Source organism: Paenibacillus sp. OSY-SE, from assembly GCF_000283315.1.
Classification (GTDB): Bacteria; Bacillota; Bacilli; order Paenibacillales; family Paenibacillaceae; genus Paenibacillus_B; species Paenibacillus_B profundus.
Window position 1 is genome coordinate 1 of record NZ_ALKF01000184.1, and the last position, 25,275, is coordinate 25,275.

The following is a 25,275-nucleotide window of genomic DNA, read 5'->3' on the forward strand; positions in this document are numbered from 1 at the left end:
AAGGGAACTTTTTAAACAACCTCCTATAGGAAGAAAAGTTGTCCCATCAAGTAAAACATATGCTATAATGGTTTAGATTGTGACATCCGTCAGGATGACTAACCGCTACAGTCGGAGGCACTCAGATGAAAGGTAATCACATTTCGCAATTGGCAAAGCGGTATGTTGAACATGACATGATACAGGCGCACACCGACCTGCCTGCGTTCCCGAACGCAAGAGCAGAGTTGTTGTTCGCCTTTTTAAACCGCAGCAAGCCAGCAGATGAACATAGTGAATTATATGCGTTGGTCACTTCACTTGTACAGGTTGGCCTGGATACTCACGATATGATTGAGATGGCTTCCGTTCAAGGAAATGATCGGAACCTTCGCTCACGGCAGTTGAAAGTGCTTGCCGGAGATTATTTCAGCAGCCGCTTCTACAATTTGCTGGCACAAGCTGGACAGATTGAAGCGATTCAGTCGCTGAGCCAAGCCGTATGCAACGTGAACCGTCTCAAGATGACGATGGTTGATAAAATGAAGCAATGGACGATGACGGCTGAAGAATATTTACGCACCTGCGTTTCTTTAAAGAAAATGTTGTTTCAGTCGTTTAACGAACGTCTATCTGCAAAAGATGTGCCCGCATGGGAAGTATTGCTTGACCATGTGACAGAGCTGGAAGTGATGGAACAAGAGAAGGAACGTGCCGAACATTTCGGGCGCTTTGTGGGCAGCTGGTCTTATTGGCATGTGTGGCAGCAAGGAACGGAGGAAGAAAGAAGAAAGCTGAAGCAGAGTGCATTTGATATGTCCTTCTGGCACACGCTGATGTCGAAGTACGAAGTTCACGAGCAGCTCGCCTATCAAGTTCGTGCCGCACAGGACAAACTGCAGACGATTGTGTCTACTTTGCCAGTTGATTCCGTCATGAAGCAGCGTCTTGGCTCTTTCCTCAGCTCCATATATTTTCCTTCGGCTCAAGCACGCTCCGCTTCGGTTCAACAGAGCTAGAAAGAATAGGCGAAGAAAGGGTAAGGTGACATATCGTGGAGACGCATTCGCCTAAGACAGGCGAGTCGAAAGAAAAGTTTGTTCAAGACGTATTTCAGAGCATCGCGCCGAAGTACGACATTATGAACGATATTCTAAGCTTCCGGCGGCATAAAGCATGGCGCAGATTTACGATGCGCAAAATGAACGTGCAACCGGGCGATACCGCCGTTGACTTGTGCTGTGGCACCTGTGATTGGACGATTCAGCTTGCCAAAGCAAGCAAGACAGGCCGTATCGACGGGCTTGATTTTAGTGCAAATATGTTGTCTGTCGGTAAAAAGAAAATTGATCAATTGGGGATGAACAATCAAATCTCTTTAACGGAAGGCAATGCGATGGCGCTTCCGTTTGCGGACAACAGCTTCGATTACGCGACTATCGGATTCGGGCTGCGCAACGTTCCTGATTACGAGCAGGTGCTGCGCGAGATGAAGCGGGTTGTTAAGCCGGGGGGAATGGTCGTATGCCTAGAGCTCAGCAAGCCGACTTGGCAGCCGTTCAAAGCGATTTATTATTTCTATTTCCGCAATATATTGCCAATGATGGGCAAATTGATTGCAAAGCGGTACGAGCAGTATAAATGGCTGCCTGAATCATTGAATACGTTCCCTGACCACAAACAATTAGCCCAGATGTTTCGCGATATCGGTCTGACGCATGTGGAAGCATATCCTTTAACCGGAGGAATCGCTGCGCTTCATATCGGGAGTAAGGGGAATGATGATGTTTAAAAAAGTGCGTGTTTTTCTGGAAATGATAAAAATCGAACATACGTTGTTTGCCCTTCCGTTTGCATTCATGGGGGCTTTGCTCGGATCGATGGTGATGGACAATCGCTTTCCGACACTCCCGGAATGGGGTTGGATCTTGTTGGCGATGGTTGGTGCGAGAAGTGCCGCCATGGCGCTGAACCGCCTTATCGATGCGGCAATTGATGCTAAAAATCCGCGAACCGCGAACCGGGCCATTCCTGCCGGACTGCTGAAAGCGGGCGAAGTTATTCTTTTTACGGCCGTATCATTCGGTCTTTTATTTTGGGCGGCGGCTAACTTACAGCCGTTGGCGGTGTATTTGATGCCGATTGCCGTCTTCATGCTCGTTTTTTATTCATTTACGAAACGCTTTACTTGGTTATGTCACGTTGTATTAGGTTTGACGATTGCTCTGGCGCCGCTTGGCGGATGGGTTGCAGTAACGAATGAAATCAATTGGACGTCGATTATTTTCTTCTTGGCGGTGGCCTGTTGGACGACAGGCTTTGATATTGTATACGCGTGTCAGGACTATGAGTTTGATAAAAATGAAGGTTTGAAATCAATTCCAGTTCGATTCGGCATCGCGAAATCGCTGTGGATCGCGCGTGGATTTCATATTGTTACAGCAATCGGTTTTGTTCTGCTATTATTCTTAACTCAACTTAGCTGGTGGTACATCATCGGCACAATAATTGCCAGTGCCCTGTTAGTGTATGAGCATATGCTGGTGAAGCCTAACGATTTAAGCAAGATGAATACGGCATTTTTCACGATGAACGGAGTGCTCAGCATCGTAGTGTTCAGTTTCACCTTAATTGATTTGGTGGTGTATCAGCTATGAGCCACGTGGAAAGGCAGCGCTTTATCGTTGGGATTACCGGAGCCAGCGGTGCCATTTATGGCATCCGGTTAGTGGAGTCGCTCTTGCATGCGGGTTACGGTGTGCATCTTGTCGTGTCCGACGCAGGGTGGCGCGTGCTGAAGGAGGAGCTAGGGTGGGATGTGACCCGACGCCAGCTCGCGATTGAGTCGGCGTTCGGCGAACAAGCGGCCCACATTCAGTACCATCCGATTCAAGATATCGGCGCAAGCATTGCTAGCGGCTCCTTTCGGGTACGGGGCATGATTATTATGCCTTGCTCGATGGGAACATTATCATCCATCGCCCACGGATCCTCCGATAACTTGATGAGCCGTGCGGCAGATGTGATGATAAAAGAGGGTCGTCAGCTTGTTATCGTCCCTCGCGAAACGCCTATGCACGCTATTCATTTAGAGAACATGCTGAAATTGGCAAATATGGGCGTTCGAATGGTGCCGGCGATGCCTGCTTTTTATTACCATCCGAAAACATTGGATGATATCGTGAACTTCCTTGTCGGCAAAGTGTTGGACTGCTTGAACATAGAACATCAATTGTTTACAAGGTGGGGAGAATCGGATGAATCAGAAAATGGGAACGATGAGTAACCATCATCCTGCTGCCATTACGATCGGTGTCATCGATTACGCGAATGTATGGCCGCTCTTTTATCATTTTCATCCGAAAGGAATTGCAGCGGACATTGAGATGATTCCCGCCGTCCCTTCGGGTTTAAATGTCGCCATGCGAGAAGGCAGCATCGATATGGGGCCGATATCGGCCTTCGCCTACGGCGAGTCATCGGAACAGTATTCTTTGTTTCCGAATTTATCGGTAAGCGCACACGGTCCTGTTCATTCGATTTTGCTATTTCTAAAAAAACCTTTACTCGAGGCTTTAAAAGGTACGGTAGCTTTGACGACAACATCCGCAACATCCATCAACTTGTTCAAAATTATCGCCGCCAAGTTCTATCATGCCGCTCCGGAATACGTTAATATGGATCCGAATCTGGATAAGATGATGGAAGCGGCAGATGCTGCGCTTCTTATCGGTGATCATGCCATTCATGCCTCATGGAGCAATACTTCCTATGAAGTTATTGATCTGGGTGAACTATGGCAGCAATGGACAGGTCATTGGATGACGTTCGCCGTATGGGCTGTACGCAATGAAGTGATTCGGAAGCATCCAGCTGACATACGGCGCATCGTGGAAGCTTTCGAAGCGAGCAAGCAGCTCAGTCTGAAGGAGCCAGAACCGCTTGTGCAGGAGGCGGTGCAGACCATTGGCGGAACCGAGGACTACTGGCGGCATTATTTTTCCCATTTACATTATGATTTTGACCGCCCGCAACAAGAAGGGCTTCAGCTTTATTTCCAGTATGCGTATGAATTGGGACTCATCGATCACAAAGTTCAGTTTGAGCTTTGGTCGGAAAATATGGTTGGTTAGGTGAAGGCATGAAACTGTGGGACATATATGCGACAATGAAACAAGACGTTTCGTATATCGAGCGGGAATTGGAACGGACGATAACGACCGACAATGAGCTGCTGAACGAGGCGTCGCTTCATCTGCTGAAAGCAGGAGGCAAGCGAATACGACCTGTATTTGTCCTGCTTTCAGGCAAATTTGGTACATATGATATTGAACAACTTAAGCGGGTAGCCGTACCTCTGGAGCTCATCCATATGGCTTCCTTGGTTCACGATGACGTTATCGATGATGCTGAAACTCGAAGAGGGCAGCTCACGGTAAAAGCAAAATGGGACAACCGTGTCGCGATGTATGCGGGGGACTATATACACGGCAAGGCACTGATGGTGGCAACCGAATTAAAGCAGCCCGAAATTCACCGTATCCTATCCAAGGCGATGGTTGAGATGTGCATCGGCGAGATGGAGCAAATTCGCGATTTCTTCAATACGGAGCAATCGGTACGCCAATATATGCTGCGCATCCGTCGCAAGACCGCGCTGCTCATCGCCGTAAGCTGCCAACTGGGCGCTATCGCGGCTGGTACGGATCGGCGGATCGACCACGCATTGTACCGATTCGGGTATAATGTAGGCATGGCCTTCCAGATACGCGATGACGTGTTGGATCTGACGGGAACGGAGGCACAGATCGGAAAGCCTCCCGGAAATGACATCCGCCAAGGAAACTTAACGCTTCCGGTTATTTACGCGCTTCAGGATCCGGAATTGCGGCGGCCGTTATTAACTGAAATCGAACGCATTCGGGAATTGAACGGTGAGACGGATGTAAATGAAGCGTTGGATATGATTCGTAAGAGCGCGGGAATTATACAGGCAGAGCAATTGGCCAACCGCTACACCGATAAAGCGCTGTCTGTGTTGGAGCAGCTGCCTAACATTCGAGCACGCAAAAACTTAAAAGATATCGCGCATTTTATAGCGAATCGTTCCCATTGATTAGGTGATAAGAAAAATATGGATGCGCCATGATGAAAAATTTGGTATAATGCATATGTTGGACAACTTCACATCAATTGAGGAGTGAACATATGGAACGCACATTCATCATGGTCAAGCCTGACGGCGTTCAAAGGGGTTTTATCGGAGAAATAATAAGCCGCTTTGAACGTAAAGGATTCAAGCTCGTATCCGGGAAACTGATGATTATCGCGCGCGATCAAGCCGAACGCCATTACGCAGAACATGCGCAAAAGCCTTTCTTTGGTGAATTGGTTGACTTCATCACATCCGGTCCAGTATTTGCAATGATCTGGGAAGGGGATGACGTCATCAGCTTGTCGCGCTTGATGATTGGCAAGACGAAGGTAGGAGAAGCATTGCCAGGAACCATCCGTGGGGATTACGCTTCACATACGAACTTCAACTTGGTGCACGGTTCGGATTCACCTGAAAGTGCGGCTAGGGAAATCGCAAACATATTCTCCGAACAGGAGATTGTAAGCGTTGAGCATGCGGTTCAACCTTAGCTTTAAATGCGTGTTCAAAAAGGTAGCTTTATGATCATCGTGATCAAAAGGGGACTTCTTGAACAACCTCTATAATAGTTCATCGCAACTTGAAGTCAGTCTGATAGTATTGAACTTATTTTGATTTTTGTTGTAAGAGCTTACATGAAGCAGGATTAAAGAAGAACGCGGCGAATATATATGTTCGACCGTGTTTTTTTTATACATATATACGAGCACGATGGAAGTGGCGAGGTGTGGAGGCAATGCAAGAACATAAAGGGGCAGTCACGACAGACGATCAAGATTATTTTTATTTTGTAACGGAAATTAAGAAGCGGACAGGAATCGATTTGACTCAATATAAGGAAGCGCAAATGCGTCGTCGCTTGACAACATTGCGTTTAAAGAACGGCTATAGTACCTTCCGGGCGTTCTATGAAGCGATGAAGTCTAACGAAGGTCTGCTCGATGAATTCCTCGATCGGATGACGATTAACGTATCTGAATTTTGGCGAAATCCAAATCGATGGGAGACGTTGCGAGATCGCGTGCTGCCAGCGCTTACGGAGCGAAATAGCAGGTTGAAATGTTGGAGTGCGGCCTGCTCCACGGGTGAAGAACCTTATACGTTAGCCATGATTTTGGACGACGCGGGATTGCTCGGGTCATCGCAAGTGATGGCGACGGATATTGATGATAATGCATTGGCTAGGGCAAAAGAGGCTTGCTATATCGAACGTGCTTTGAAAGATGTGCCCGCATCGTTCAAGCAGCGATACTTCTCACGGACTGAAGATGGTTATCGCGTGTCTTCAGCCTTGACGCGCAACATTCAGTTCCAGAAGCAGAATTTGTTGGAGGACGCTTTTACAGGTCAACAGGATTTAATCATATGCCGCAATGTTATGATCTACTTCACTGAAGAGGCCAAGCATCAGCTGTATTTCAAATTCTCCGAGGCTTTAAAGCCAGGGGGCGTGCTCTTTGTTGGCAGTACAGAACAAATTTTTAACCCGAACCAATACGGCTTAGAGACGATGGAGACGTTTTTTTACCGGAAAATGTAAAGAAGCGTATAAGCAGCTATCATCTTTCCGATACTAGGGAGGAAGGGACCTTGCATCCTAGACGGAGGGATAACAATGGATAAGAGGACCGTTATTGCCGCCTATCAACGAGGAGACATAACCATTCACGAATGTGCGCAAATTATCGGATTGGAGGCCCCGCTGCAGGGGTGGATTCCCTTCATGTCTTCGCAGGAAGACAGAGATGGAATGCCTACACAGTCCCATATACTGCCCCTCCTTCTGAACCTTTCTTCGGCGAAGATGGATTTCATGTGAATTGGTTTCTATTTCAGCCTTGAGCAAGCGTACGGATAGCGTTGCTTATCTGTATTCAATACGCGTCTAATGTGCATGTTCTGTGCGCATCAGACGCGTTTTTGTATTCTTGTCAAACGATGCCTCCTATACTATAATGAGCAAAAGAGTTAAGGATTTTAGTCATTTACAGCTTTACAGCTAAAAGGGGGAGCAACTCGTGAGTCTACGTTATTTGACAGCAGGAGAAACGCACGGACCTCAATTGACCGCCATTGTTGAAGGCATGCCGAGCAATATGGTAATCGATTTTGAACAACTCAATTTCCAATTGCAGCGTCGGCAAAAGGGATACGGGCGCGGCCGGCGGATGCAGATTGAGCAGGATACAGCATCTATCGTAGGCGGCGTACGCCACGGACGCACAACAGGTGCTCCGATTGCCATCGTGGTAGAGAATAATGATTGGAAGCATTGGACGAAGATTATGAACGTTGAACCGATTGAGGGGACGGACGAAGAGAAGCGCCGTGTGCATCGTCCGCGTCCCGGACATGCCGACTTGAACGGGGGCTTGAAGTATCAGTTGAAGGATCTCCGCAATGTGTTGGAGCGATCCAGCGCGCGTGAGACGGCGGCACGGGTTGCCGTCGGCGCAGTGGCACGTCAACTGCTTGAAGCTTTCGGCATCAAGATTGCAGGACAAGTTATCCGAATCGGCGAGATTGAAGCCCCTCCGCATCAGCTTGCCGTTGATGAGATTATACAGCTTACCGAAGCCTCTTCCGTTCGTGTCGTAGATGAAGAGACGGAGAAGAAGATGGAGGCCTATATTGATCAGATTAAGGGAGAAGGCGATTCCATCGGTGGAATTGTGGAATGCATCGTAGAAGGCTTGCCTGTTGGCCTTGGCAGCTATGTGCAATACGATCGCAAGCTGGATGGCAGAATTGCGCAGGCGGTCATGTCCATCAATGCGTTCAAAGGCGTGGAGATTGGCATCGGCTTTGAAGCGGGTCAGCTTCGCGGATCGCAGGTACATGATGAGATCACATATGATGCCGCTCAAGGCTTCTCGCGGGCATCCAACCGGTTGGGCGGCTTTGAAGGCGGCATGACGAACGGGATGCCGATTGTCGTGCGTGGTGTCATGAAGCCGATTCCGACCTTGTACAAACCGCTGCGCAGTGTCGATATCGATACGAAGGAAGCATTCACCGCTCAAGTGGAGCGTTCAGATGCCTGTGCCGTGCCAGCAGCAAGCGTCGTGATGGAACACGTCGTCGCGTGGGAAGTAGCGAAAGCGTTCTTGGAGAAATTCGGCGGTGATTCAATGGAAGAAATTCGTGCGAACTACGAGAACTATTTAGAGCAGGTATCCCGTTATTAAACGGGTTGTTCGAAAATTTTCGTTTTTGAACACTCACTAAATGGAGGTGGGCGCGATGAACATGAATGATCAAATTGGGGCCGCTCAGCTCATGGTTGAGTTGGGGGAGCGGTCTTATCCGATATGGATTGGGAGCGGTCTGATTTCACGTATCGGCCGTGCGTTTCAGTTGCAACATATTCCGACTGGAAGTCCGATTCTTGTCATTACAGATGATAAGGTCGGACCGAAGTATTTACATCAAGTGGCGGAAGCGTTGGAGCATGTGGGCTACTCGGTGAGCACTCACCAGGTTCCTTCTGGCGAGAAGTCCAAATCCCTCCGCGTATTCGAGGACTGTATTAGCGCAGCGCTTGAAGCGGGGTGTGACCGCAAGTCTACCGTTGTCGCTCTGGGCGGAGGCGTAGTAGGAGACTTGGCTGGGTTTGTCGCAGCTACCTATATGCGCGGCGTTCGCTTTGTGCAAGTGCCGACGACTATTTTGGCACACGACAGCAGCGTTGGCGGCAAAGTGGCGGTCAACCATCCGTTAGCGAAAAATATTATCGGGGCGTTTCACCAGCCCGACATGGTCTTATATGATACGTCTACACTGCAAAGCCTACCTGACCGCGACGTTCGCTCCGGTCTTGCGGAAATGATTAAGCATGGATTGATCTGGGATCAATCGTTCGCTGCATGGTGTGAAGAGCACGCAGAGCAGCTCTTAGCCAAAGACGAGGATGCACTGACGTACGGGCTGCTTCAAGGCTGTGCCATCAAAGCAGCTGTCGTGTCTCAGGATGAACGGGAGAATGATATGCGAGCGATATTGAATCTCGGTCATACAATTGGCCACGCACTCGAGGCTGTCGCTGGATACGGTGAGCTGCTGCACGGCGAAGCGATCGCGATCGGCATGATCGGATCCGCGCGTCTGGCGGAGCAGATAGGAATGGCAGCTGGAGTTGCGGAATATACGGAGCGCCTGATGAAGTCCTTTGGATTGCCGACCGCAATACCGGCCCATTACGATACGGAACAGATCATTGCAGCGATGATGCATGACAAGAAATTCAATGAAGGCCGTACTATGTTCGTGCTGCCGACTGCGATCGGCCGCGTGGAAATTCGACGGGATGTGCCGGTCGAACAAGTCCGAGACATCATAGAAGAATTGAAAGGGGCAGGAACATGGCAGTAAGAGGAATTCGCGGGGCGACAACGGTTCGTCAAAATGACGCTGATGAAATATTGCAGGCGACGACGACAATGCTTCAGCATATTATTGCGCAAAATAATGTGCAGCCAGAGGATATTGCGAGCGTCTGGATTACGATGACAGAGGATTTGAATGCAACGTTCCCTGCACGGGCGATTCGTGCCATGCCGGGATGGGAGCTAGTGCCGCTCATGTGTGCCATTGAGATTCCGGTGCAAGGGAGCTTGCCGCTGTGCATCCGTTTGATGGTAACGGTCAACACGGATAAAGCTCAGCGAGACATTCGACATGTGTATTTGAATGAAGCGATCAATTTGCGTCCGGATTTAGCTTCGACCTAAGGTTATTTGCCAATGGCATTGATATGCAAGCTTACATCCTAAGGGTGTAGGCTTGTTTTCTTATGTAGTCTGTTTGGAGCTGTTTGCATCCCTTGCCGTGCTCTCCCATTCATTCAGCATGGGACCCCTTATACGAAAAACTGTTATCGGATTTGCCCTTATGTTTATTCTCCCGCGGGGTCAGGAAAGAGATGACGACGAGGAGAGGGCATGCCGTAGCGTACAGATTCAACTTATAAACTCATTCGACAGTTGGGGCGTTGCTGGAGTTGCCAGAGCTGCCGGCGCAGGACGGTCCTTTAAGGTGGACTCTCTAGCCATACCTATGGTGCTGAGGGGGCTGCCGAGTCTCCCGTATTGGCGGGGGTGAATACGATATCTGAATCAGCGGGAGAGTGGATCAAAGGGTAGTCCCTTGAACCATTCGTTCCATTGGAAAATGTACAGTCTTTTGGCTATTTTCATCTCAAATACACAATATCGCATGGCATAAAGCGCCCGATGATAATGGCAGGCGTACCAGATTCAAGTTGGCTGTGCCGTCTTCTGATTGAAGCCTACACCGGGAGTCGATCCAGAATCCAGACACCAGGTGCTGACACGGATTGAAAAGAAAATTAGTTGACGCTGCCTCTGTTTACAAGTATAGTGAAGACAGCAGAGTTGAGCAGAGTTGAGTTTGAGATTGAGATGAGCCGAGTTGAGAAGCAATTACATGTCGTGTTTAGGTGACGCGTATTTTCGTTATCGTCATTGTAGTGACCACTGCACTTATTTATTGAAGATAAGTGTACATGGCCATTTCTAAGCAGACATATCCCTATACTATATTTTCACTCATCCACAATTTCATCGTAAACCAACAGGCCTCTACGTTGCGTAGAGGTCTTTTTGTCGCATAAGCATGTTTTATTTGACATACCTGTTGGTTATCGCTCTGATTCTCCATCCGCTAAGCAAGTTATCGACGGAGTTGAAAGGAGTGGAAAGCGATGTTTCCCCATGTGAACGAAGTCATTCAATCGTCGCAATATTATAACGTAATTCCAGTGTCTGAGACGATGATGGCCGATACCGAAACCCCCATCAGATTATTTCAGCGGCTCGAGCAAGAACCGTATGCATTTTTATTAGAAAGTGTTGAAGGTGGCGTCAAATGGGCCCGCTATTCCTTCATCGGAACCGACCCTTTCCTTCTTCTTCAAGGGAAGAACGGATGCTTGCGAATGATGGAGCAGGGGCAAGTTACCGAAGTGCAGGATCGTCCGCTTGAAGCAATCAAGAAGCTGCTGCGTAAATATCGCAGTCCAGTCGTGCCGGGTCTTCCTCCGCTTACGGGAGGTGCAATCGGATTTTTCGGATATGATTTGGTGCAGCAGTATGAACGGCTGCCGCGCCATGAACGTGATGATCTGTTGATGAACGACATCCAGTTCATGTTCTGTGACCAACTGGTCGTCTTCGATCATGTGAAGCAGCAAATGCAGTTCATCGTCAACATTCATATCTCACCGGAAGATAGCGATGATGACATTCGCCAACGATATATTGCCGCAGGAGAGAAATTGCGGCGCTTGCAGCATAAGCTGACGGCTCCGTTTGAATATGATGTGCCGGGTGTGCGCTGCTCGGTGCAAGGGAGCAACAGTGAATTATCCGTCACTCACTCCAATGAAACAAAAACATCATTTATGAACAAAGTGGAGCGGGCGAAGGAATATATCCGTTCCGGCGACATTTTTCAAGTCGTGCTGTCGCAGCGCTTTGAACGGCAGACGACGGTACATCCGCTTGATGTGTACCGGGTGCTGCGGATGTCGAACCCGTCACCATACATGTATGTAATGAAGATGGAAGATGAGACGCTAGTGGGAACATCGCCGGAAGCGTTAGTCCGGGTTAACGGCGAGCGTGTTGAGACGAGACCGATTGCAGGAACGCGCCCGCGTGGTCTGACGCCTGAACATGATACCGCATTGGAAGAAGAACTGCTGCGCGATGAGAAAGAGAGAGCCGAGCATGTCATGCTCGTCGATCTCGGGCGCAATGATCTGGGCCGAGTATGTGAGTTCGGTTCCGTACACTGCGATTCCTATATGGGCATCGAACGTTACTCCCATGTGATGCACATTGTCTCGAACGTATCGGGAATGCTGCGGAAGGACAAAGATTTCTTCGATGCATTCTTGTCCTGTCTTCCCGCGGGAACGGTGTCTGGCGCACCGAAGCTGCGTGCCATGGAGATTATTGCCGAGCTGGAGCAGGAAGCTCGCGGGGCTTATGCAGGGGCCATTGGATATTTGGGCTTCAATGGGAATATGGACACGTGCATTACGATTCGGACCATTATTTTCAAGCAGGGTAAGGCATACGTGCAGGCAGGCGCCGGCATCGTATGGGATTCAATCGCAGAGAAGGAATACGAAGAAACGGTCAACAAAGCGAAGGCCCTGCTGTTAGCGATTCAGACAGCCGAGGAGATGTTCGGAGCAGCGGTCTCGACGGCTTCTCAGACGGCTCAAGCAGAAGAAGAGCCAGCACCGCTTCCGGTGAACTGGGATTATTACGTGGGGGCGGGTTGTGAACGAGTACCCGTGACGGAGGGGAGAGGAATCCAATGACCACGACAGCAACACAACACAGCATTCATGTAAAAGATGCGCTGGCTCAAGTGCTCACCGGGGGTCATCTGAACCGGACCGAGGCCCGCGAGGTGATGTTGGACGTCATGGACGGCAAAGCGACTTCTGCGCAAATCGGCGCTTTATTGGCGAGCATGCGGTTGAAAGGGGAGACGGTCGAGGAAATCGTCGGCTTTGCCGAGGCGATGCGCAGCCGGGCCCACCAGGTTGTGACGACGCAGGACCGGCTATTGGATACGTGCGGAACCGGCGGTTCCGGCATCCATAAGCTGAACATCTCTACGATATCGGCCATCATTGCTTCCTCCGCCTCTGTTCGTGTCGCGAAGCACGGCAACCGTTCCGCCTCGAGCCGGTCGGGCAGCGCCGATGTTCTGGAAGCGCTGGGCGTGAACATCCAGCTTACAAGCGAACAAGCGGCTGAGTGCTTGGAGCGAATTGGCATTTGCTTCATGTTCGCGCAGGTGTTCCATCCGGCGATGAAGCATGCTGCGGGCCCGCGCCGTGAATTGGGTGTGCGGACCGTATTCAATATGCTGGGCCCGCTGACGAATCCAGCTGGCGCGGATCGGCAAGTATTAGGCATTTATGACCGCAGCAGAACAGAAACAATCGCCGCCGTGCTGCGGGAATTGGGCCTGAAGCGGGCGCTCGTTGTCGCGAGTGAAGACGGATTGGATGAAATCAGTCTCTCTGCTCCGACACGGATCAGCGAATTGAAAAATGGAGAGCTGCTGACATACGATATTACTCCGGAGCAGCTCGGATTGTCGACGCAGCCGCTCGCGAGTGTGCTCGGGGGCGATGCCGTCACGAACGCGCATCTCATTACAGCGATATTAAAAGGTGAATTTGGACCGCATCGCGATATTGTGCTTGCCAATGCCGGCGCATGCATTTACGTGGCTGGTCAAGCGGACTCCATCGCGGAAGGCGTACAGATTGCAGCGAAATCGATAGATAGCGGGAACGCATATCACAAGTTAGAGCAGTGGATTGAAGCGACAGGAGGACTGAGCCATGTTTCTTGAACGAATTGTACGAACGAAAAAAGATGAGGTGCAGGAGCTTAAGACGAAGCTGAATGTTCAGGAAGCTGAGCGGGAGATAGCAGAGATGCCTGCATGCCGTTCATTAACGGAGGCGTTGACCGTAAATAAGAAACGAACGGTTGGCCTTATCGCTGAGGTCAAGAAGGCATCGCCCTCAAAGGGACTGATTCGAGAACGCTTCGTTCCCGCAGATATCGTCCGAGGCTATGAAGCTGCCGGCGCCGATGCGCTTTCCGTGCTTACGGATCGAGACTACTTCCAAGGCGGAAATGAAATATTGAAGGAGGTCCGGACTCTGACGAATCTCCCGATACTGCGCAAGGAATTTATTATCGATGAGCTGCAAGTGTTGGAAGCCAGGCTGATAGGCGCGGATGCGGTACTGCTGATCGCCGCAATCTTAAACGATGGACAATTAATACATCTGAATCGCAGCGCAAGGGCGCTTGGGCTGGACGTATTGATTGAGGTTCATGATGAGGCAGAATTAAGCCGGGTAGCAACGATGGACAATGTGACCCTAATCGGCATCAATAACCGTAACCTGCATACGTTTGTTACCGATTTGGCCCAGACTGAACGCTTGCGGGAACTCGTGCCTGCACATTGTGCCATAGTAAGCGAGAGCGGAATACATTTACCGGAACATATGGGCCGCTTGGAGCAAATGAATGTGAACGCAGCGCTCATCGGGGAACACTTTATGAGACAGGACGATGTGAAAGAAGCGGTTGAACATATTATGAGCGGACTATCTACTGAGTCAAGCCATGTGAAATAGGGGATTAGTTCAATGACCATAGCATATCCAGCAGACAGAGCGGAAATCGGATCGCGTACCGTGAAAGCTAAAATATGCGGATTAACGACACTTGACCTAACACGTCGTGTGGCAAGGTGTGGACCGGACCACATCGGCTTCGTGTTCGCACCGAGCCGCAGACAGGTGTCACCGCTAGAGGTGAATCATTGGCTGAAGACGTTGGAAGCGGAAGGGGAATATGTTCCCGACACAGTAGGCGTGTTCGCGCAGCCGACGCGACTAGCGTTGCAAGAAGTGCTGGACGCGGCTCCGCTCAATGCCGTCCAATTCAATGCGGAACACGACCCTTCGCTTCCAGAGTGGGTGAAAACCCACTATGATGTCGACGTGTGGTTGACCGTACCGGTATGTTCGGGTACGCATGCGGAGCAGGATGGGAAGGAACCGTTCATTCCGGGTGTGGACATTAACCGTCCAGTCCCGTTCATAGACGTAATACTGCTTGACACCCATCATCCCGCTCAAGGCGGCGGCTCAGGCAAAACGTTCGATTGGAACGTCATTCCATCGTATGGAGAGCTGTTGCGGAACTGCGGCATTCCATTGTACGTTGCAGGTGGACTGGGGCCTGATAATATAGCAAGTTTGCTTGCGCAGCATCAGCTGCAAGGTGTCGATGTATCTAGCGGCGTGGAGACAAATGGAACGAAAGATATCGATAAAGTAGCCTCATTTATTGAAAGGGTGATCCAATATGACAACTAATTCAACGACAACAGTGCTTCCGGATGCGAAAGGGCGATTCGGACCTTTTGGCGGCAGATTCGTTCCGGAAACGTTAATGACCGCTTTGCTGGAATTGGAGGAAGCGTATCAGAAATATTCACAAGAACCGGATTTTCAAGCCGAGCTGATCAAGCTGTTAACGGAGTATTCCGGTCGTCCAACATCATTGTATTATGCTGAACGATTATCCCAATCTTTGGGTGGAGCAAAAATATATTTGAAGCGTGAGGATCTCAACCATACGGGTGCGCACAAAATCAACAATACAATCGGCCAAGCGCTGCTTGCCAAACGTATGGGCAAGAAGAAGGTCATCGCCGAGACGGGTGCCGGACAGCACGGTGTCGCGACGGCAACGGTTGCCGCGCTGCTCGGTATGGAGTGCAAGGTGTTCATGGGTGAAGAGGATATGAAGCGCCAACGGTTGAACGTCTTCCGGATGCAACTGCTCGGGGCGGAAGTCGTTCCTGTGCTGTCCGGAACGAGAACGTTGAAGGATGCGTGCAGTGAGACGATGAGATATTGGGTCAGCAACGTGACGGATACGTTCTACATTCTCGGTACCGTCGCCGGTCCGCATCCGTATCCGATGATGGTCCGTGATTTTCAGCGCATCATCGGCGACGAGACGCGCCGGCAAATCGTGGAGCGTGAAGAGCGGTTGCCTGACTTAATTATTGCCGCTGTGGGCGGCGGGAGCAACGCAATGGGGATTTTCTACCCGTTCATTAAGGACGAATCCGTCCGCCTAATGGGAGTCGAGGCAGCAGGGAAAGGAATTGATACCCCGCTGCATGCAGCAACGATGACACTAGGTACTCCGGGAGTATTCCAAGGAACGTTAAGCTATTTGCTCCAGGATGAGCACGGACAGGTGCAACCAGCACATTCCATATCGGCTGGACTAGACTATCCAGGCGTCGGGCCGGAGCACTCCTATCTCAAATATACGGAGCGGGCAACATATGTGCCGATTACCGACGATGAGGCGCTGCACGCGCTGCAGCTGTTGAGCCGTACCGAAGGAATTATTCCAGCGCTTGAATCCTCTCATGCGGTGGCGCAGGCGATTAAAGTAGCTCCGATGATGCAGCCAGATGAGATTATCATCATTTGCTTATCCGGGCGCGGAGATAAAGATGTGAATACGATTATGGAAACGTTGGGAGGGGATTTGGCATGAATGAAACATTGACGAATCAGAGCAACCGGTTGGATGCAACCTTCTCGCGCTTGCGGGAAGAGAAGAAGGCGGCCTTGATGCCCTTTTTCACGTTAGGAGACCCGAGCTGCGACATTACTCTCGAATTGCTGCTTCGCATGGAAGAAGCGGGCGCGGATATTATTGAGCTTGGCATTCCATATTCCGATCCCTTGGCTGACGGTCCTGTTATCGAACGGGCATCGGCGCGGGCATTAACGAACGGAGTGACGCTGGAAGACGGATTCCGCATTGCCAAGCAAGCGCGTGCACGGGGGACGCAAATTCCTTACGTGCTGTTCACATATTATAATCCGGTGATGCAGCTTGGCGTCGAGAAGTTCTTTCAAGCTGCGGCGGAGGCTCAATTAAGCGGAGTCATTATCCCTGACTTGCCTTTTGAAGAAAGCGAGCTGGTTCGCATTGCAGGGGACAAATACGGCATCCATCTCGTCCCGCTAGTCGCTCCGACATCGTCAGAGCGTATCGGCCGCATTACAGAGCAAGGGCGCGGATTCATTTATTGCGTATCCTCACTCGGCGTCACAGGGGCACGGGAATCGTTCGACGACCAAGTGGAAGCTTTCATTCAACAAGTTCGGCAGACGACCTCCTTGCCGCTTGCCATCGGGTTCGGTATTTCGAAGCCAGAGCATGTGCGCCGCTTCTCCTCATTTTGCGATGGGGTCATCGTCGGCAGCGCTATCGTGCGCCGCATTGAAGAGTCGCTGCCGTTATTAACCAATCCGGAAACTGCCGCGGAAGGGATCTTGCAAATTTGTAATTTTGTGCGACAATTAAAACATTAACTTTGTGTACAAAAAGTTAACATTTCAGCATTAAGGAGTACGGGTGTTCGCAGAAAACTACATCGGAAGCAGATGTTCTTCAAGGGTGGATGCAAGACTCACTTGTGCAACAATTTCCATAGGTTAGAAAGGTGGTTACCGGATGCAACCGAAAAGCAGTATTGTTCATCTCCCTGTGTACCAGCCGGGGAAATCAATTGAAGCAGTCAAGCGCGAGCTGGGCTTGGAACGCATTATTAAGCTCGCGTCTAATGAGAATCCATTCGGGTGCTCTGACAAGGCTAAGCAAGCGATTCAGCAAGAAATCGAGAATACGAGCCTCTATCCGGACGGCGCGGCGGTAGCTGTAACGGAAGCTGTAGCGAAGTATTTGGATGTTCAGCCAAATCAAGTTATATTCGGTGCGGGTTCAGACGAGATCATTCTTATGATCTGCCGGGCGTTCCTCGTTCCGGGGGACGAGCATATTATAGCGGATCAGACCTTCCCGCAATATAAGCACAATGCAGATATTGAAGGCGCGGTTACGGTTGAAATCCCGCTGCGTGACGGAACGCACGATCTGGAAGCGATGCTCGCCGCCGTCAATGAACGGACGAAGATTGTCTGGATTTGCAATCCGAACAATCCGACGGGCACGATCATATCGCAAGCAGAGCTGGATCGCTTCATGGAACGAGTGCCTGGCCATGTGCTTGTCGTGTTAGACGAGGCATATTGCGAATACGTTATGGATGACTCCTTTCCGGACAGCTTGAAGCTGATTTCGCAATACAACAACGTCATTTCATTGCGCACGTTCTCCAAAATTTATGGGTTGGCTTCTCTTCGAATCGGCTATGGGATTGGTCATCCGGACGTTATCCACTTGATTAATCAAGTACGCGAGCCATTCAACACGACGCGCTATGCTCAAGCGGCAGCCCTTGCGGCGGTACAGGATCAAGCCTTTATCGCAGATTGCCGGGAGAAGAATGCAGCTGGCATCAAATATATCGAGCAGCAACTTGAGCGGCTTCAGCTTACAAGCTTTCCGGCTCACGGCAACTTCATCATGGTCGATGTCGGCAGACCTGCCGTTGACATGTTCGACGCACTCCTTCGTCGCGGCATTATAACGCGCGCAGGACATAAGAAATACCCGAATCACTTGCGCATTACAGTCGGAAGCCAAGAGCAGAACGAAGCAATGATACAAGCATTAGAATCAGCGTTAGCAGAATATAAGGTGACATCATGAGAACCAAGATAACGATTTTGGGCGTGGGGCTTATTGGTGGCTCCCTCGCCCTTTGTTTTAAGAACAAGCCGGGACTGCATGTCGTCGGCTACTCGCCCAATCCCGCCTCTACAGAGAAATATATAAAGCGGGGCGTGGTCGATGAAGCTACGACGTCCCTGAAGGAAGCCGTCCATGAAGCGGACTATATATTTGTCTGCTCACCGGTTGGGATGTTGGAGTCAATGCTCAGCCAATTGCGTGAACTGGATTTGAAGCCGGGTTGCATCGTGACCGACGTCGGCAGCACGAAAGATTCGGTCGCACGCTGCGCGCGTTCGCTTGGCTGGCATGATATCCACTTTATCGGAGGGCATCCGATGGCTGGTTCAGAACGTTCTGGGGTGGAAGCGGCCTCGACCTTGCTGTTCGAGAATGCATTCTACGTGCTGACACCGGATCAGGACGTCGATGAGGATGCATACAGCCGTCTTGTGTCGCTGCTTCGCTACACGAAAGCGCACATCATCCGCATGAATCCGGATGAGCACGACGAAGTGGTGGGGGCGATTAGCCACTTGCCGCATCTCGTCGCCGTTGCCCTAGTCAATCAAGTCAGACGCTATAACGAATCGAATGAGCTGCACGAGCTATTGGCAGCCGGAGGATTCCGAGACATCACCCGTATCGCATCAAGCGATCCGGTCATTTGGCGGGACATTTTGTTAAATAACAGGGATATTCTTCTCCATTTGCTTCAGGACTGGAAAGCGGGCACGGAGCGCTTTATTGATTTATTACAGCGTCGTGACGGAGAAGGGATTATGCAGCAATTCGCGGAAGCGGGGGAATTCAGAAGCCGGATGCCGGAGCGCCGCAAAGGGGTTATTCACGCGCTGTACGATCTCTATATGGACGTACCGGACCATCCGGGGATTATAGGAAAGATAGCGTCGGAGCTTGGTAATCACCTCATCAACTTGAGCAATTTACAAATTATTGAGAGCCGTGAAGACGTTCCCGGTGTGCTCCGATTGTCTTTTCGCCATCAGAGCGACGCAGATCGTGCCAATGAGCTTCTAACTTCCAAAGGATTCACAATTTACGTCTAGCGGAAAAATTTGTGAAATTAAGAAAATATTTTACGAAACCTATTGACTAAATGAAAACGGATACAATATAATAACAGTACAGTATGGTTTCTCTCCACTCCTATCCAATAGAATTGCACTATGTGCAACCACTCCCTCTGGGAGTGGTCTTTTTTTTGTTAATATGCATTTCTTAAAAATTTTTAATCATATTTCGACTTTATTATGATAAAATACGACTATATCTGATAAGGTTGTGTAACATGTTTGTTTTACATATTACATACCCATAGTAAGGTGAACGGGGGTCTTCGTATGACTCCGATTATTGAACTCCGATCCGCAACTTTTTAAGACTTCAAGAGTATAACCTTTCAGTAGCGCATCGGGAAGGATATGGAAAGCAAGGAGGAACTTGAGTCCATGACCGATTCCCAAATCATCCGCGACATTAAAGACGGAGATGTCGAACAATTCGCGGAATTGATGAATCGTTATCAGCGCAAATTGCTATCATTCATTTTTCATATGTTGAAAAGTTCCCAGTTGGAATTGCTCGCTGAAGATTTATGTGCTGAGACGTTCTATAAAGCGTATCGAAGTCTGCATACGTTCCGTGAGGCGGATGCATCCTTTTCGACTTGGTTATATACGATTGCACGCAATACGGTGCTGAGTGAGCTCCGTAAGCAGCGAAGCATTCAAGTATCATTGGATGAAGACCATAGCATCGTTCCGGAAGCACCGAAGGAGGTAGCGCCGGAATATGCGCTGCTTCGCAATGAGAAGGTAACCTTGGTGCGTGAAGCGATTAACCGCTTGCCGGAGAAACAGCGTTCAGCCCTTATTCTTCGTGAGTACGACCAATTGGACTATCAGGAAATTGCCCAAGTGCTGGGGCAGACGGTAAGTTCAGTTAAATCGTTGCTATTCCGTGCTCGAGCCAGCGTAAAGACGCAGCTGGAGGCTTACATAGCAGAGCCGGGTGTTGAAGGGATGAACTAAAAATGAAATGTGCGGAAGCGCTCGAGTGGTTATCGGTTTACTCCGATATGCCTGCAGACGATCCGCAACGTCAAGCTATCGACAAGCATTTGAGCGAATGCGAGGCATGTGCGGAACAATTTGCAGTGTGGGCTGCAAGCGAACATTGGGTGGAAGAAGAAGCGGACATGGAATACTCGGCTAATCCCGCGGCTGGATTCCAGATGAGCAGTGTAATGGACCGCATCTATAAGGAGCAGGATTGGCTAATGCCGGTTCATCGCCGCTCGCAAATTTTATCCCTGCGTTCGCGTAATATGCTGGCAGGGATAATTTCTTTTTGTATGGCTATCTTCCTATGCGCCCTCGTTGTTCTTTTGATTCGTAATGGACAGTCGAATATGGAAGAAATGAGCGGACTGATTCCGACGGTGCTTGCCGGTAGTGAGCAGTCCTCCTGGTCGACAATGAGTATAGAACTGCCTGTGGCCAGTGTCAGCGATCCTATGATATTGCATGTCGTGCCTACGATACCTAACTATTGGATCGCGTTGTCTTTGTTCGGGGTCACGTTTGCGTTATTATTGTTAAATTGGTTGACGCGTGTGCGCCAATAACGTAGAACGGAATATAGAGGAGAAGATATGAGTCAAATCATCGGATTAGTGCGTCACGGATTAACCGATTGGAATGCACAAGGGAAAATACAAGGGCAGACGGATATTCCGCTCAATGAAACTGGACGCGAGCAAGCCAGGCTGCTGTCAGAACGATTAATCGCGGAGACGTACGCGTTTGACGTCATTATCTCAAGCGGTCTCGGGCGTGCGGAAGAGACGGCTCGCATTATCGCTGACGCGTTGCATATCCCATTGCTCAAGCCTGAGACAGGCTTGCGGGAACGGGCTTACGGGCTAGTCGAAGGAACGACGCCTGAGGAACGGGAGAGTCGGTGGGGGGCGGACTGGCGTCAAATGGACCTTGGTCAGGAACTTGACGAGCCGTTGAGACTGCGTGCCGCACAAGCGCTTGAATCGATTGCGAAGCAGCATGAAGGCAAGAACATATTGCTTGTTACCCACGGCAGTTGGTTGGCTCAACTCTTTATTGCGATATTCGGAGATAAGCTGCAAGGTCATATCGCTAATTTATCTTATTCCATACTTGAGCGTACGGGTGAAGGATGGCATCCGCTATTATATAACTGCACGAAGCATATGCAGTTATCGGATGCATTCACTTTACAGCGGAAGCTCTAACCTCAGGCAGTTCGTTTTCACTATCGTGATGCGGGCTGCTTTTATTTTGCACAAAATTGAAACGTTTCGAATGAAGTTGTACGTGTAATCCTACATGACTGAGACCCCTCTGATCCTATACAGGCAAAAAGGGTCGCATCGTTGAATCGGTGGGGGAGGTGAGCAAGGCAATTGCTGACCAAGATCGAAAGCGATTGCGATTGGGGGGAGAGAGCACTCCTTGATGATGGGCAGGACTTATGTGAGCAGATATGAATAGGATGAAATAACCGCTTCGGGATAGAATTCATATCGATTATAGCTGGGGTGGGGAACATCCAGGTGAAATCCGCAGGGTAGAGAACAATCAACGGTCGAAAGGAGAGTTTGTTGTGAAGAAGATGGTTCATCAGAGAAGAAGCAAGTCGAAGAAGGCGGTATTCATTTTATTAGTGCTCGCTACGATGCTGTTTACGTCAGTTCCGCCGCCTGCCGCATTTGCTGCAGAGACGGATTTTGCAAAAATGCCCGATGAAGAGCTCTTGGATTATGAAAGCCGCAAATCATTCGATTTTTTCTGGGAAATGGTGAACACGAATCCGGACAGTCCAGGCTATGGGCTCATTCGCGATCGGGCGCCGAACGATGACAAGATGAGCAGTGTCGCTTCGGTAGGCTTTGGTCTGAGCGCGATTGTGATCGGGGTGGAGAGAGGCTGGATTACGGAAGAAGAAGGGAAAGAGAGAGTTAAGGGCACGCTGAACACGCTATTACATAAAGCCGAGCAGATCGAAGGCTTTTTCTATCACTTTCTTGATATGAATACGGCCAAACGATACGGTAATGTTGAAGCATCTGTAATCGATACCGCTATCGCCGTCAGCGGAGCGCTCTCCGCTGGAGAATATTTCGGCGGGGAAATTAAAGTCATGGCGGAACAGTTGTATGACAAGGTCAATTGGGGATGGTACCGGGATTCTGACACGAACCAATTCTATATGGGATATTCGCCAGAAGATGCGGGTGACGGATTTAGCGGACATTGGGATTTCTATGCCGAACAATTCATGCTTTACTTTTTGGGCGTAGCTGCTCCGAATCCAGAGCATCGCGTCAATTCCGATATGTTCTATGATTTTGTGCGGCAATATGGGTCGTACGGAGGATACCCGGAATTTATTCACTCGTGGTTCGGTTCCATTTTTACACATCAGTTTTCTTACGCTTGGTTTGATGTAAGAAACAAAGCCGATCGGGAAGGCGTGGATTGGTGGCATAATTCGGTCATTGCGACGAAGACAGCACGGCAATTCAGCATCCTCAATTCGGATCAATACAAAACGTTCGGACCGAACGCATGGGGGATGACGGCAGCGGACGGACCGGATGGGTATGTGGGACGGTATGGCTCTGCCCCTTCGGGCTACGACAATGATCAGCACCGCATCGACGGAACGATTCCTACCGCCGGAGCGCTCGGATCGATCGTATTTGCCCCAGATGACGTCATGGACGCTTTACGGCATTATTATTCTTTTCCCGAATTAATCGGCCCCTACGGGTTGAAGGATTCCTTCAATCTCGATATCCGCGAGGAAGGCTGGTTCGCTGATGATGTCATCGGTATAGACAAAGGAATTACTTTATTGATGATTGAGAATTATCGCACAGGCTTGGTATGGGATTTGATGAACAAAAATAAATATGTGCAAGCTGGCCTGAAACGAGTCGGGCTCACTGAGAACGGCACGACCGTCATCGACGATTTTGAAGGCAACCGTATACATTCGAACTGGTTCGATGCGGGCGAAGGCGCCTACACGTTATCCCCGGTGTTTGATACAACCCATACCGGGTTGGGAGCGCTGAAGGTGGGGTATAACAAAACAACGGAATGGGCTTATTTTGCGGCTGATTTCAAACAGGAGAACCATTTTTTACAAGCGGATTCATGGTCAGCTTTTGTGAGCGGAACGACGGATTTGCTAATCAAATTCGAAACGGCTGCGGGAATGATCGAGAAATCGTTTCACACAAGTGGTGATGAGTGGAGCAAGCTCGAATGGGTGTTCTCTCCTGAAGAGAAAGGGAAACTCGTGGATACGAAAAGAATGCTCGTGTTTGCAGCGCCAGGGGAGCGTGACGTTACCGGAACATTCTATGTGGATGATGTACAATTCAATGGGAAAGGCACGCAGGTGTCGTCCCAATGAATTGGATTCAACAGCGACGAAAGCGGATATCCATACCATCCTTGTTTCCTTTTCACTTGATGTTGGTTTCTCGGCAAGTTAAGTCCGGTTCACGATGAACCGGACTTATTTTATTTTCAAAAACTGAATAAATGCTGAACTTTTTCCAATAATGGTTAATGTACATCGAGGATACGGCCAAGCGCAAAGTCTGATGGGAACGGAGGAATTGCATGAATTTGGCGGATATGCTCAGTTACGCGGACATTACTCAGTTAACTCGGATTGCTAAGCGTTACGGCTGCGTATGTAATGAAAATTCCAAGCATGAGCTCATCCAATCCATTCTGACCGTCTTAGGAAGGAAGGACGTATTCGAGCAGCATGTCATGGATATGACGCTCGAGGAGCTGCGCTTTCTCAATTCGATTTTATTCGATAAGCGTTCCTCATTCAGCTTGGAGGAGCTCGTTGCGCGCGTACAGCAGACCAAATTTGAGACGGAGCGAAATGAAGAAGCTCCTCTTCTGCAGAAGGAGACGCACCCGCGTGATACGATCTCGAAATTTAAGCATAGCGGTTGGTTGTTTAACGGATGCAGTCAGCAGACAAAGTATCTGTTTCAAGTTCCTACTGACTTGAAGCGAAGATTCAAAGACGTGCTGCAGCAGTCATTCGCCACCAGATTGACCGTTACTGCCGAGCCTCAAGCCTATAGGGATGAGGATGGGCGAATGGGCGATGACATCGTACAATTGCTCACATTCGTCCGCAATGAGAACATCCAGTTGAATGCCGAAGGCGTCATGTACAAAAAGATGCAGCAGCAGCTTCTTGAGACATTCGCCATTCATGAATCAACCGTGCCCAAAGGAGAATGGAGATTCGGCTACGGTCGGAGGTTTCATGATTATCCGAATCGGTTATCCTTAATCTATGACTACGCCTTCTTTCAAGGCTGGCTTGAGGAATGGGATGGCCGACTGCGTTGTTCACAGTCGGGAGAAGAGCGATTGGCGCAGGCCGGCACTGAACCATCTGCGTCACTGTATCGGTTCTGGCTTAAGCTTTACAAAAATGCAATACCGAATTTATTGTCGCTCGTTCATTGGATTCAGCTGTGCACGATGCGATGGACTACGATTGAGTCTTTGGAAGCAACATTGCTGCCGTATGTCAGGCCTTTTTACTACGATACGCCAACGGCAATCTTCAGGCAACGGATCATTATGATGATGCTGCATCTGGGGTTGATTCGGCTAGGTGAAGATGTCGTGCAAGGACAAGTGGTGCAAATTACGAAGAAAGGCCAGCATATTATTGACGGCGTGTATATTGCATACGAGGATAAAATTCAGCTAAGCGTTGACAAGCCACGTGCCCGTTGATACGATGAGACCAAAATTTTCCGGTTGAAAGTGGGATTAAACGCCC

25 protein-coding genes are annotated in these 25,275 nt (G+C 49.7%); all 25 read left to right on the forward strand.

From position 1 onward, the window contains the following. The first annotated feature begins 125 nt into the window (after positions 1 to 125). The 25 genes from A372_RS0115730 (at position 126) to A372_RS0115855 (ending at position 25,229) form a co-directional block, all read left to right on the forward strand. Positions 126 to 998: a heptaprenyl diphosphate synthase component 1 gene (locus tag A372_RS0115730; RefSeq protein ID WP_019421830.1), complete on the forward strand. Its 873-nt coding sequence runs from the start codon at positions 126 to 128 to the stop codon at positions 996 to 998. A 35-nt stretch (positions 999 to 1,033) separates the two neighbouring features. Further along, complete coding sequence (locus A372_RS0115735; RefSeq protein WP_019421831.1) at positions 1,034 to 1,771, forward strand: demethylmenaquinone methyltransferase; 738 nt, start codon at positions 1,034 to 1,036, stop codon at positions 1,769 to 1,771. Then, positions 1,764 to 2,636, forward strand: coding sequence for a UbiA-like polyprenyltransferase (locus A372_RS0115740; protein WP_026011101.1), 873 nt, complete (start codon positions 1,764 to 1,766; stop codon positions 2,634 to 2,636). The genes A372_RS0115735 and A372_RS0115740 overlap by 8 nt, the downstream gene beginning before the upstream one ends. After that, on the forward strand, positions 2,633 to 3,265 hold the full coding sequence (locus A372_RS0115745) for a UbiX family flavin prenyltransferase (protein WP_019421833.1): 633 nt from the start codon (positions 2,633 to 2,635) through the stop codon (positions 3,263 to 3,265). The genes A372_RS0115740 and A372_RS0115745 overlap by 4 nt, the downstream gene beginning before the upstream one ends. Next, the gene (locus A372_RS0115750; RefSeq protein ID WP_019421834.1) at positions 3,237 to 4,112 is read left to right on the forward strand and encodes a menaquinone biosynthesis protein; all 876 of its coding nucleotides are present in this window, start codon (positions 3,237 to 3,239) and stop codon (positions 4,110 to 4,112) included. Before A372_RS0115745 ends, A372_RS0115750 begins: the two co-directional genes overlap by 29 nt. Before the next feature lie 8 nt (positions 4,113 to 4,120). Then, positions 4,121 to 5,095 (forward strand): heptaprenyl diphosphate synthase component II, encoded by a 975-nt coding sequence (gene hepT / locus A372_RS0115755; RefSeq protein WP_019421835.1) that lies wholly within the window; start codon positions 4,121 to 4,123, stop codon positions 5,093 to 5,095. A gap of 92 nt (positions 5,096 to 5,187) precedes the next feature. Further along, complete coding sequence (gene ndk / locus A372_RS0115760) at positions 5,188 to 5,625, forward strand: nucleoside-diphosphate kinase (protein ID WP_019421836.1); 438 nt, start codon at positions 5,188 to 5,190, stop codon at positions 5,623 to 5,625. 245 nt (positions 5,626 to 5,870) lie between these two features. Next, on the forward strand, positions 5,871 to 6,674 hold the full coding sequence (locus tag A372_RS0115765) for a CheR family methyltransferase (RefSeq protein ID WP_019421837.1): 804 nt from the start codon (positions 5,871 to 5,873) through the stop codon (positions 6,672 to 6,674). Positions 6,675 to 6,749: 75 nt separating this feature from the next. Then, complete coding sequence (locus tag A372_RS38640; protein WP_019421838.1) at positions 6,750 to 6,953, forward strand: hypothetical protein; 204 nt, start codon at positions 6,750 to 6,752, stop codon at positions 6,951 to 6,953. Between the two features lie 199 nt (positions 6,954 to 7,152). After that, positions 7,153 to 8,322 (forward strand): chorismate synthase, encoded by a 1,170-nt coding sequence (gene aroC / locus A372_RS0115775; protein ID WP_019421839.1) that lies wholly within the window; start codon positions 7,153 to 7,155, stop codon positions 8,320 to 8,322. Between the two features lie 55 nt (positions 8,323 to 8,377). Then, positions 8,378 to 9,505, forward strand: coding sequence for a 3-dehydroquinate synthase (aroB, locus tag A372_RS0115780; RefSeq protein ID WP_019421840.1), 1,128 nt, complete (start codon positions 8,378 to 8,380; stop codon positions 9,503 to 9,505). Next, positions 9,496 to 9,864 carry a chorismate mutase gene (gene aroH, locus A372_RS0115785; RefSeq protein ID WP_019421841.1) on the forward strand — a complete coding sequence of 123 codons (369 nt, stop codon included), beginning with the start codon at positions 9,496 to 9,498 and terminating at the stop codon, positions 9,862 to 9,864. The genes aroB and aroH overlap by 10 nt, the downstream gene beginning before the upstream one ends. Positions 9,865 to 10,856: 992 nt before the next feature. After that, positions 10,857 to 12,485 (forward strand): anthranilate synthase component I, encoded by a 1,629-nt coding sequence (gene trpE, locus A372_RS0115795; protein ID WP_019421843.1) that lies wholly within the window; start codon positions 10,857 to 10,859, stop codon positions 12,483 to 12,485. Beyond that, the gene (gene trpD, locus A372_RS0115800) at positions 12,482 to 13,537 is read left to right on the forward strand and encodes an anthranilate phosphoribosyltransferase (protein ID WP_019421844.1); all 1,056 of its coding nucleotides are present in this window, start codon (positions 12,482 to 12,484) and stop codon (positions 13,535 to 13,537) included. The genes trpE and trpD overlap by 4 nt, the downstream gene beginning before the upstream one ends. Beyond that, on the forward strand, positions 13,527 to 14,339 hold the full coding sequence (trpC, locus tag A372_RS0115805) for an indole-3-glycerol phosphate synthase TrpC (protein ID WP_019421845.1): 813 nt from the start codon (positions 13,527 to 13,529) through the stop codon (positions 14,337 to 14,339). The genes trpD and trpC overlap by 11 nt, the downstream gene beginning before the upstream one ends. A gap of 12 nt (positions 14,340 to 14,351) precedes the next feature. Beyond that, a complete protein-coding gene (locus A372_RS0115810) occupies positions 14,352 to 15,086 on the forward strand; it encodes a phosphoribosylanthranilate isomerase (RefSeq protein ID WP_019421846.1) in 735 nt (244 codons plus the stop codon). Continuing rightward, positions 15,076 to 16,290 carry a tryptophan synthase subunit beta gene (gene trpB / locus A372_RS0115815; RefSeq protein WP_019421847.1) on the forward strand — a complete coding sequence of 405 codons (1,215 nt, stop codon included), beginning with the start codon at positions 15,076 to 15,078 and terminating at the stop codon, positions 16,288 to 16,290. Before A372_RS0115810 ends, trpB begins: the two co-directional genes overlap by 11 nt. Beyond that, positions 16,287 to 17,117, forward strand: coding sequence for a tryptophan synthase subunit alpha (trpA, locus tag A372_RS0115820; protein WP_019421848.1), 831 nt, complete (start codon positions 16,287 to 16,289; stop codon positions 17,115 to 17,117). Before trpB ends, trpA begins: the two co-directional genes overlap by 4 nt. A 142-nt stretch (positions 17,118 to 17,259) precedes the next feature. Beyond that, entirely contained in the window at positions 17,260 to 18,357 is a 1,098-nt protein-coding gene (gene hisC / locus A372_RS0115825; RefSeq protein ID WP_019421849.1) for a histidinol-phosphate transaminase, read from the forward strand. Beyond that, complete coding sequence (locus A372_RS0115830; RefSeq protein WP_019421850.1) at positions 18,354 to 19,448, forward strand: prephenate dehydrogenase; 1,095 nt, start codon at positions 18,354 to 18,356, stop codon at positions 19,446 to 19,448. Before hisC ends, A372_RS0115830 begins: the two co-directional genes overlap by 4 nt. A 402-nt stretch (positions 19,449 to 19,850) precedes the next feature. Then, the gene (locus tag A372_RS0115835) at positions 19,851 to 20,432 is read left to right on the forward strand and encodes an RNA polymerase sigma factor (protein WP_019421851.1); all 582 of its coding nucleotides are present in this window, start codon (positions 19,851 to 19,853) and stop codon (positions 20,430 to 20,432) included. A 2-nt stretch (positions 20,433 to 20,434) separates the two neighbouring features. Further along, on the forward strand, positions 20,435 to 21,028 hold the full coding sequence (locus A372_RS0115840) for an anti-sigma factor family protein (RefSeq protein ID WP_019421852.1): 594 nt from the start codon (positions 20,435 to 20,437) through the stop codon (positions 21,026 to 21,028). A 27-nt stretch (positions 21,029 to 21,055) separates the two neighbouring features. Continuing rightward, a complete protein-coding gene (locus A372_RS0115845; protein ID WP_019421853.1) occupies positions 21,056 to 21,670 on the forward strand; it encodes a histidine phosphatase family protein in 615 nt (204 codons plus the stop codon). Between the two features lie 380 nt (positions 21,671 to 22,050). After that, complete coding sequence (locus A372_RS34055) at positions 22,051 to 23,862, forward strand: glucoamylase family protein (protein WP_237728544.1); 1,812 nt, start codon at positions 22,051 to 22,053, stop codon at positions 23,860 to 23,862. Positions 23,863 to 24,074: 212 nt separating this feature from the next. Then, positions 24,075 to 25,229, forward strand: coding sequence for a hypothetical protein (locus tag A372_RS0115855; RefSeq protein WP_019421855.1), 1,155 nt, complete (start codon positions 24,075 to 24,077; stop codon positions 25,227 to 25,229). Positions 25,230 to 25,275: the final 46 nt, after the last annotated feature.

Bases quoted from the DNA above. Each gene is read 5' to 3' on its own strand.
- A372_RS0115730 (WP_019421830.1), top strand. From the start codon at position 126: ATGAAAGGTAATCACATTTCGCAATTGGCAAAGCGGTATGTTGAACAT.
- A372_RS0115740 (WP_026011101.1), top strand. From the start codon at position 1,764: ATGTTTAAAAAAGTGCGTGTTTTTCTGGAAATGATAAAAATCGAACAT.
- A372_RS0115745 (WP_019421833.1), top strand. From the start codon at position 2,633: ATGAGCCACGTGGAAAGGCAGCGCTTTATCGTTGGGATTACCGGAGCC.
- A372_RS0115750 (WP_019421834.1), top strand. From the start codon at position 3,237: ATGAATCAGAAAATGGGAACGATGAGTAACCATCATCCTGCTGCCATT.
- hepT (WP_019421835.1), top strand. From the start codon at position 4,121: ATGAAACTGTGGGACATATATGCGACAATGAAACAAGACGTTTCGTAT.
- ndk (WP_019421836.1), top strand. From the start codon at position 5,188: ATGGAACGCACATTCATCATGGTCAAGCCTGACGGCGTTCAAAGGGGT.
- A372_RS0115765 (WP_019421837.1), top strand. From the start codon at position 5,871: ATGCAAGAACATAAAGGGGCAGTCACGACAGACGATCAAGATTATTTT.
- A372_RS38640 (WP_019421838.1), top strand. From the start codon at position 6,750: ATGGATAAGAGGACCGTTATTGCCGCCTATCAACGAGGAGACATAACC.
- aroB (WP_019421840.1), top strand. From the start codon at position 8,378: ATGAACATGAATGATCAAATTGGGGCCGCTCAGCTCATGGTTGAGTTG.
- aroH (WP_019421841.1), top strand. From the start codon at position 9,496: ATGGCAGTAAGAGGAATTCGCGGGGCGACAACGGTTCGTCAAAATGAC.
- trpE (WP_019421843.1), top strand. From the start codon at position 10,857: ATGTTTCCCCATGTGAACGAAGTCATTCAATCGTCGCAATATTATAAC.
- trpD (WP_019421844.1), top strand. From the start codon at position 12,482: ATGACCACGACAGCAACACAACACAGCATTCATGTAAAAGATGCGCTG.
- trpC (WP_019421845.1), top strand. From the start codon at position 13,527: ATGTTTCTTGAACGAATTGTACGAACGAAAAAAGATGAGGTGCAGGAG.
- A372_RS0115810 (WP_019421846.1), top strand. From the start codon at position 14,352: ATGACCATAGCATATCCAGCAGACAGAGCGGAAATCGGATCGCGTACC.
- trpB (WP_019421847.1), top strand. From the start codon at position 15,076: ATGACAACTAATTCAACGACAACAGTGCTTCCGGATGCGAAAGGGCGA.
- trpA (WP_019421848.1), top strand. From the start codon at position 16,287: ATGAATGAAACATTGACGAATCAGAGCAACCGGTTGGATGCAACCTTC.
- hisC (WP_019421849.1), top strand. From the start codon at position 17,260: ATGCAACCGAAAAGCAGTATTGTTCATCTCCCTGTGTACCAGCCGGGG.
- A372_RS0115830 (WP_019421850.1), top strand. From the start codon at position 18,354: ATGAGAACCAAGATAACGATTTTGGGCGTGGGGCTTATTGGTGGCTCC.
- A372_RS0115835 (WP_019421851.1), top strand. From the start codon at position 19,851: ATGACCGATTCCCAAATCATCCGCGACATTAAAGACGGAGATGTCGAA.
- A372_RS0115840 (WP_019421852.1), top strand. From the start codon at position 20,435: ATGAAATGTGCGGAAGCGCTCGAGTGGTTATCGGTTTACTCCGATATG.
- A372_RS0115845 (WP_019421853.1), top strand. From the start codon at position 21,056: ATGAGTCAAATCATCGGATTAGTGCGTCACGGATTAACCGATTGGAAT.
- A372_RS34055 (WP_237728544.1), top strand. From the start codon at position 22,051: ATGGTTCATCAGAGAAGAAGCAAGTCGAAGAAGGCGGTATTCATTTTA.
- A372_RS0115855 (WP_019421855.1), top strand. From the start codon at position 24,075: ATGAATTTGGCGGATATGCTCAGTTACGCGGACATTACTCAGTTAACT.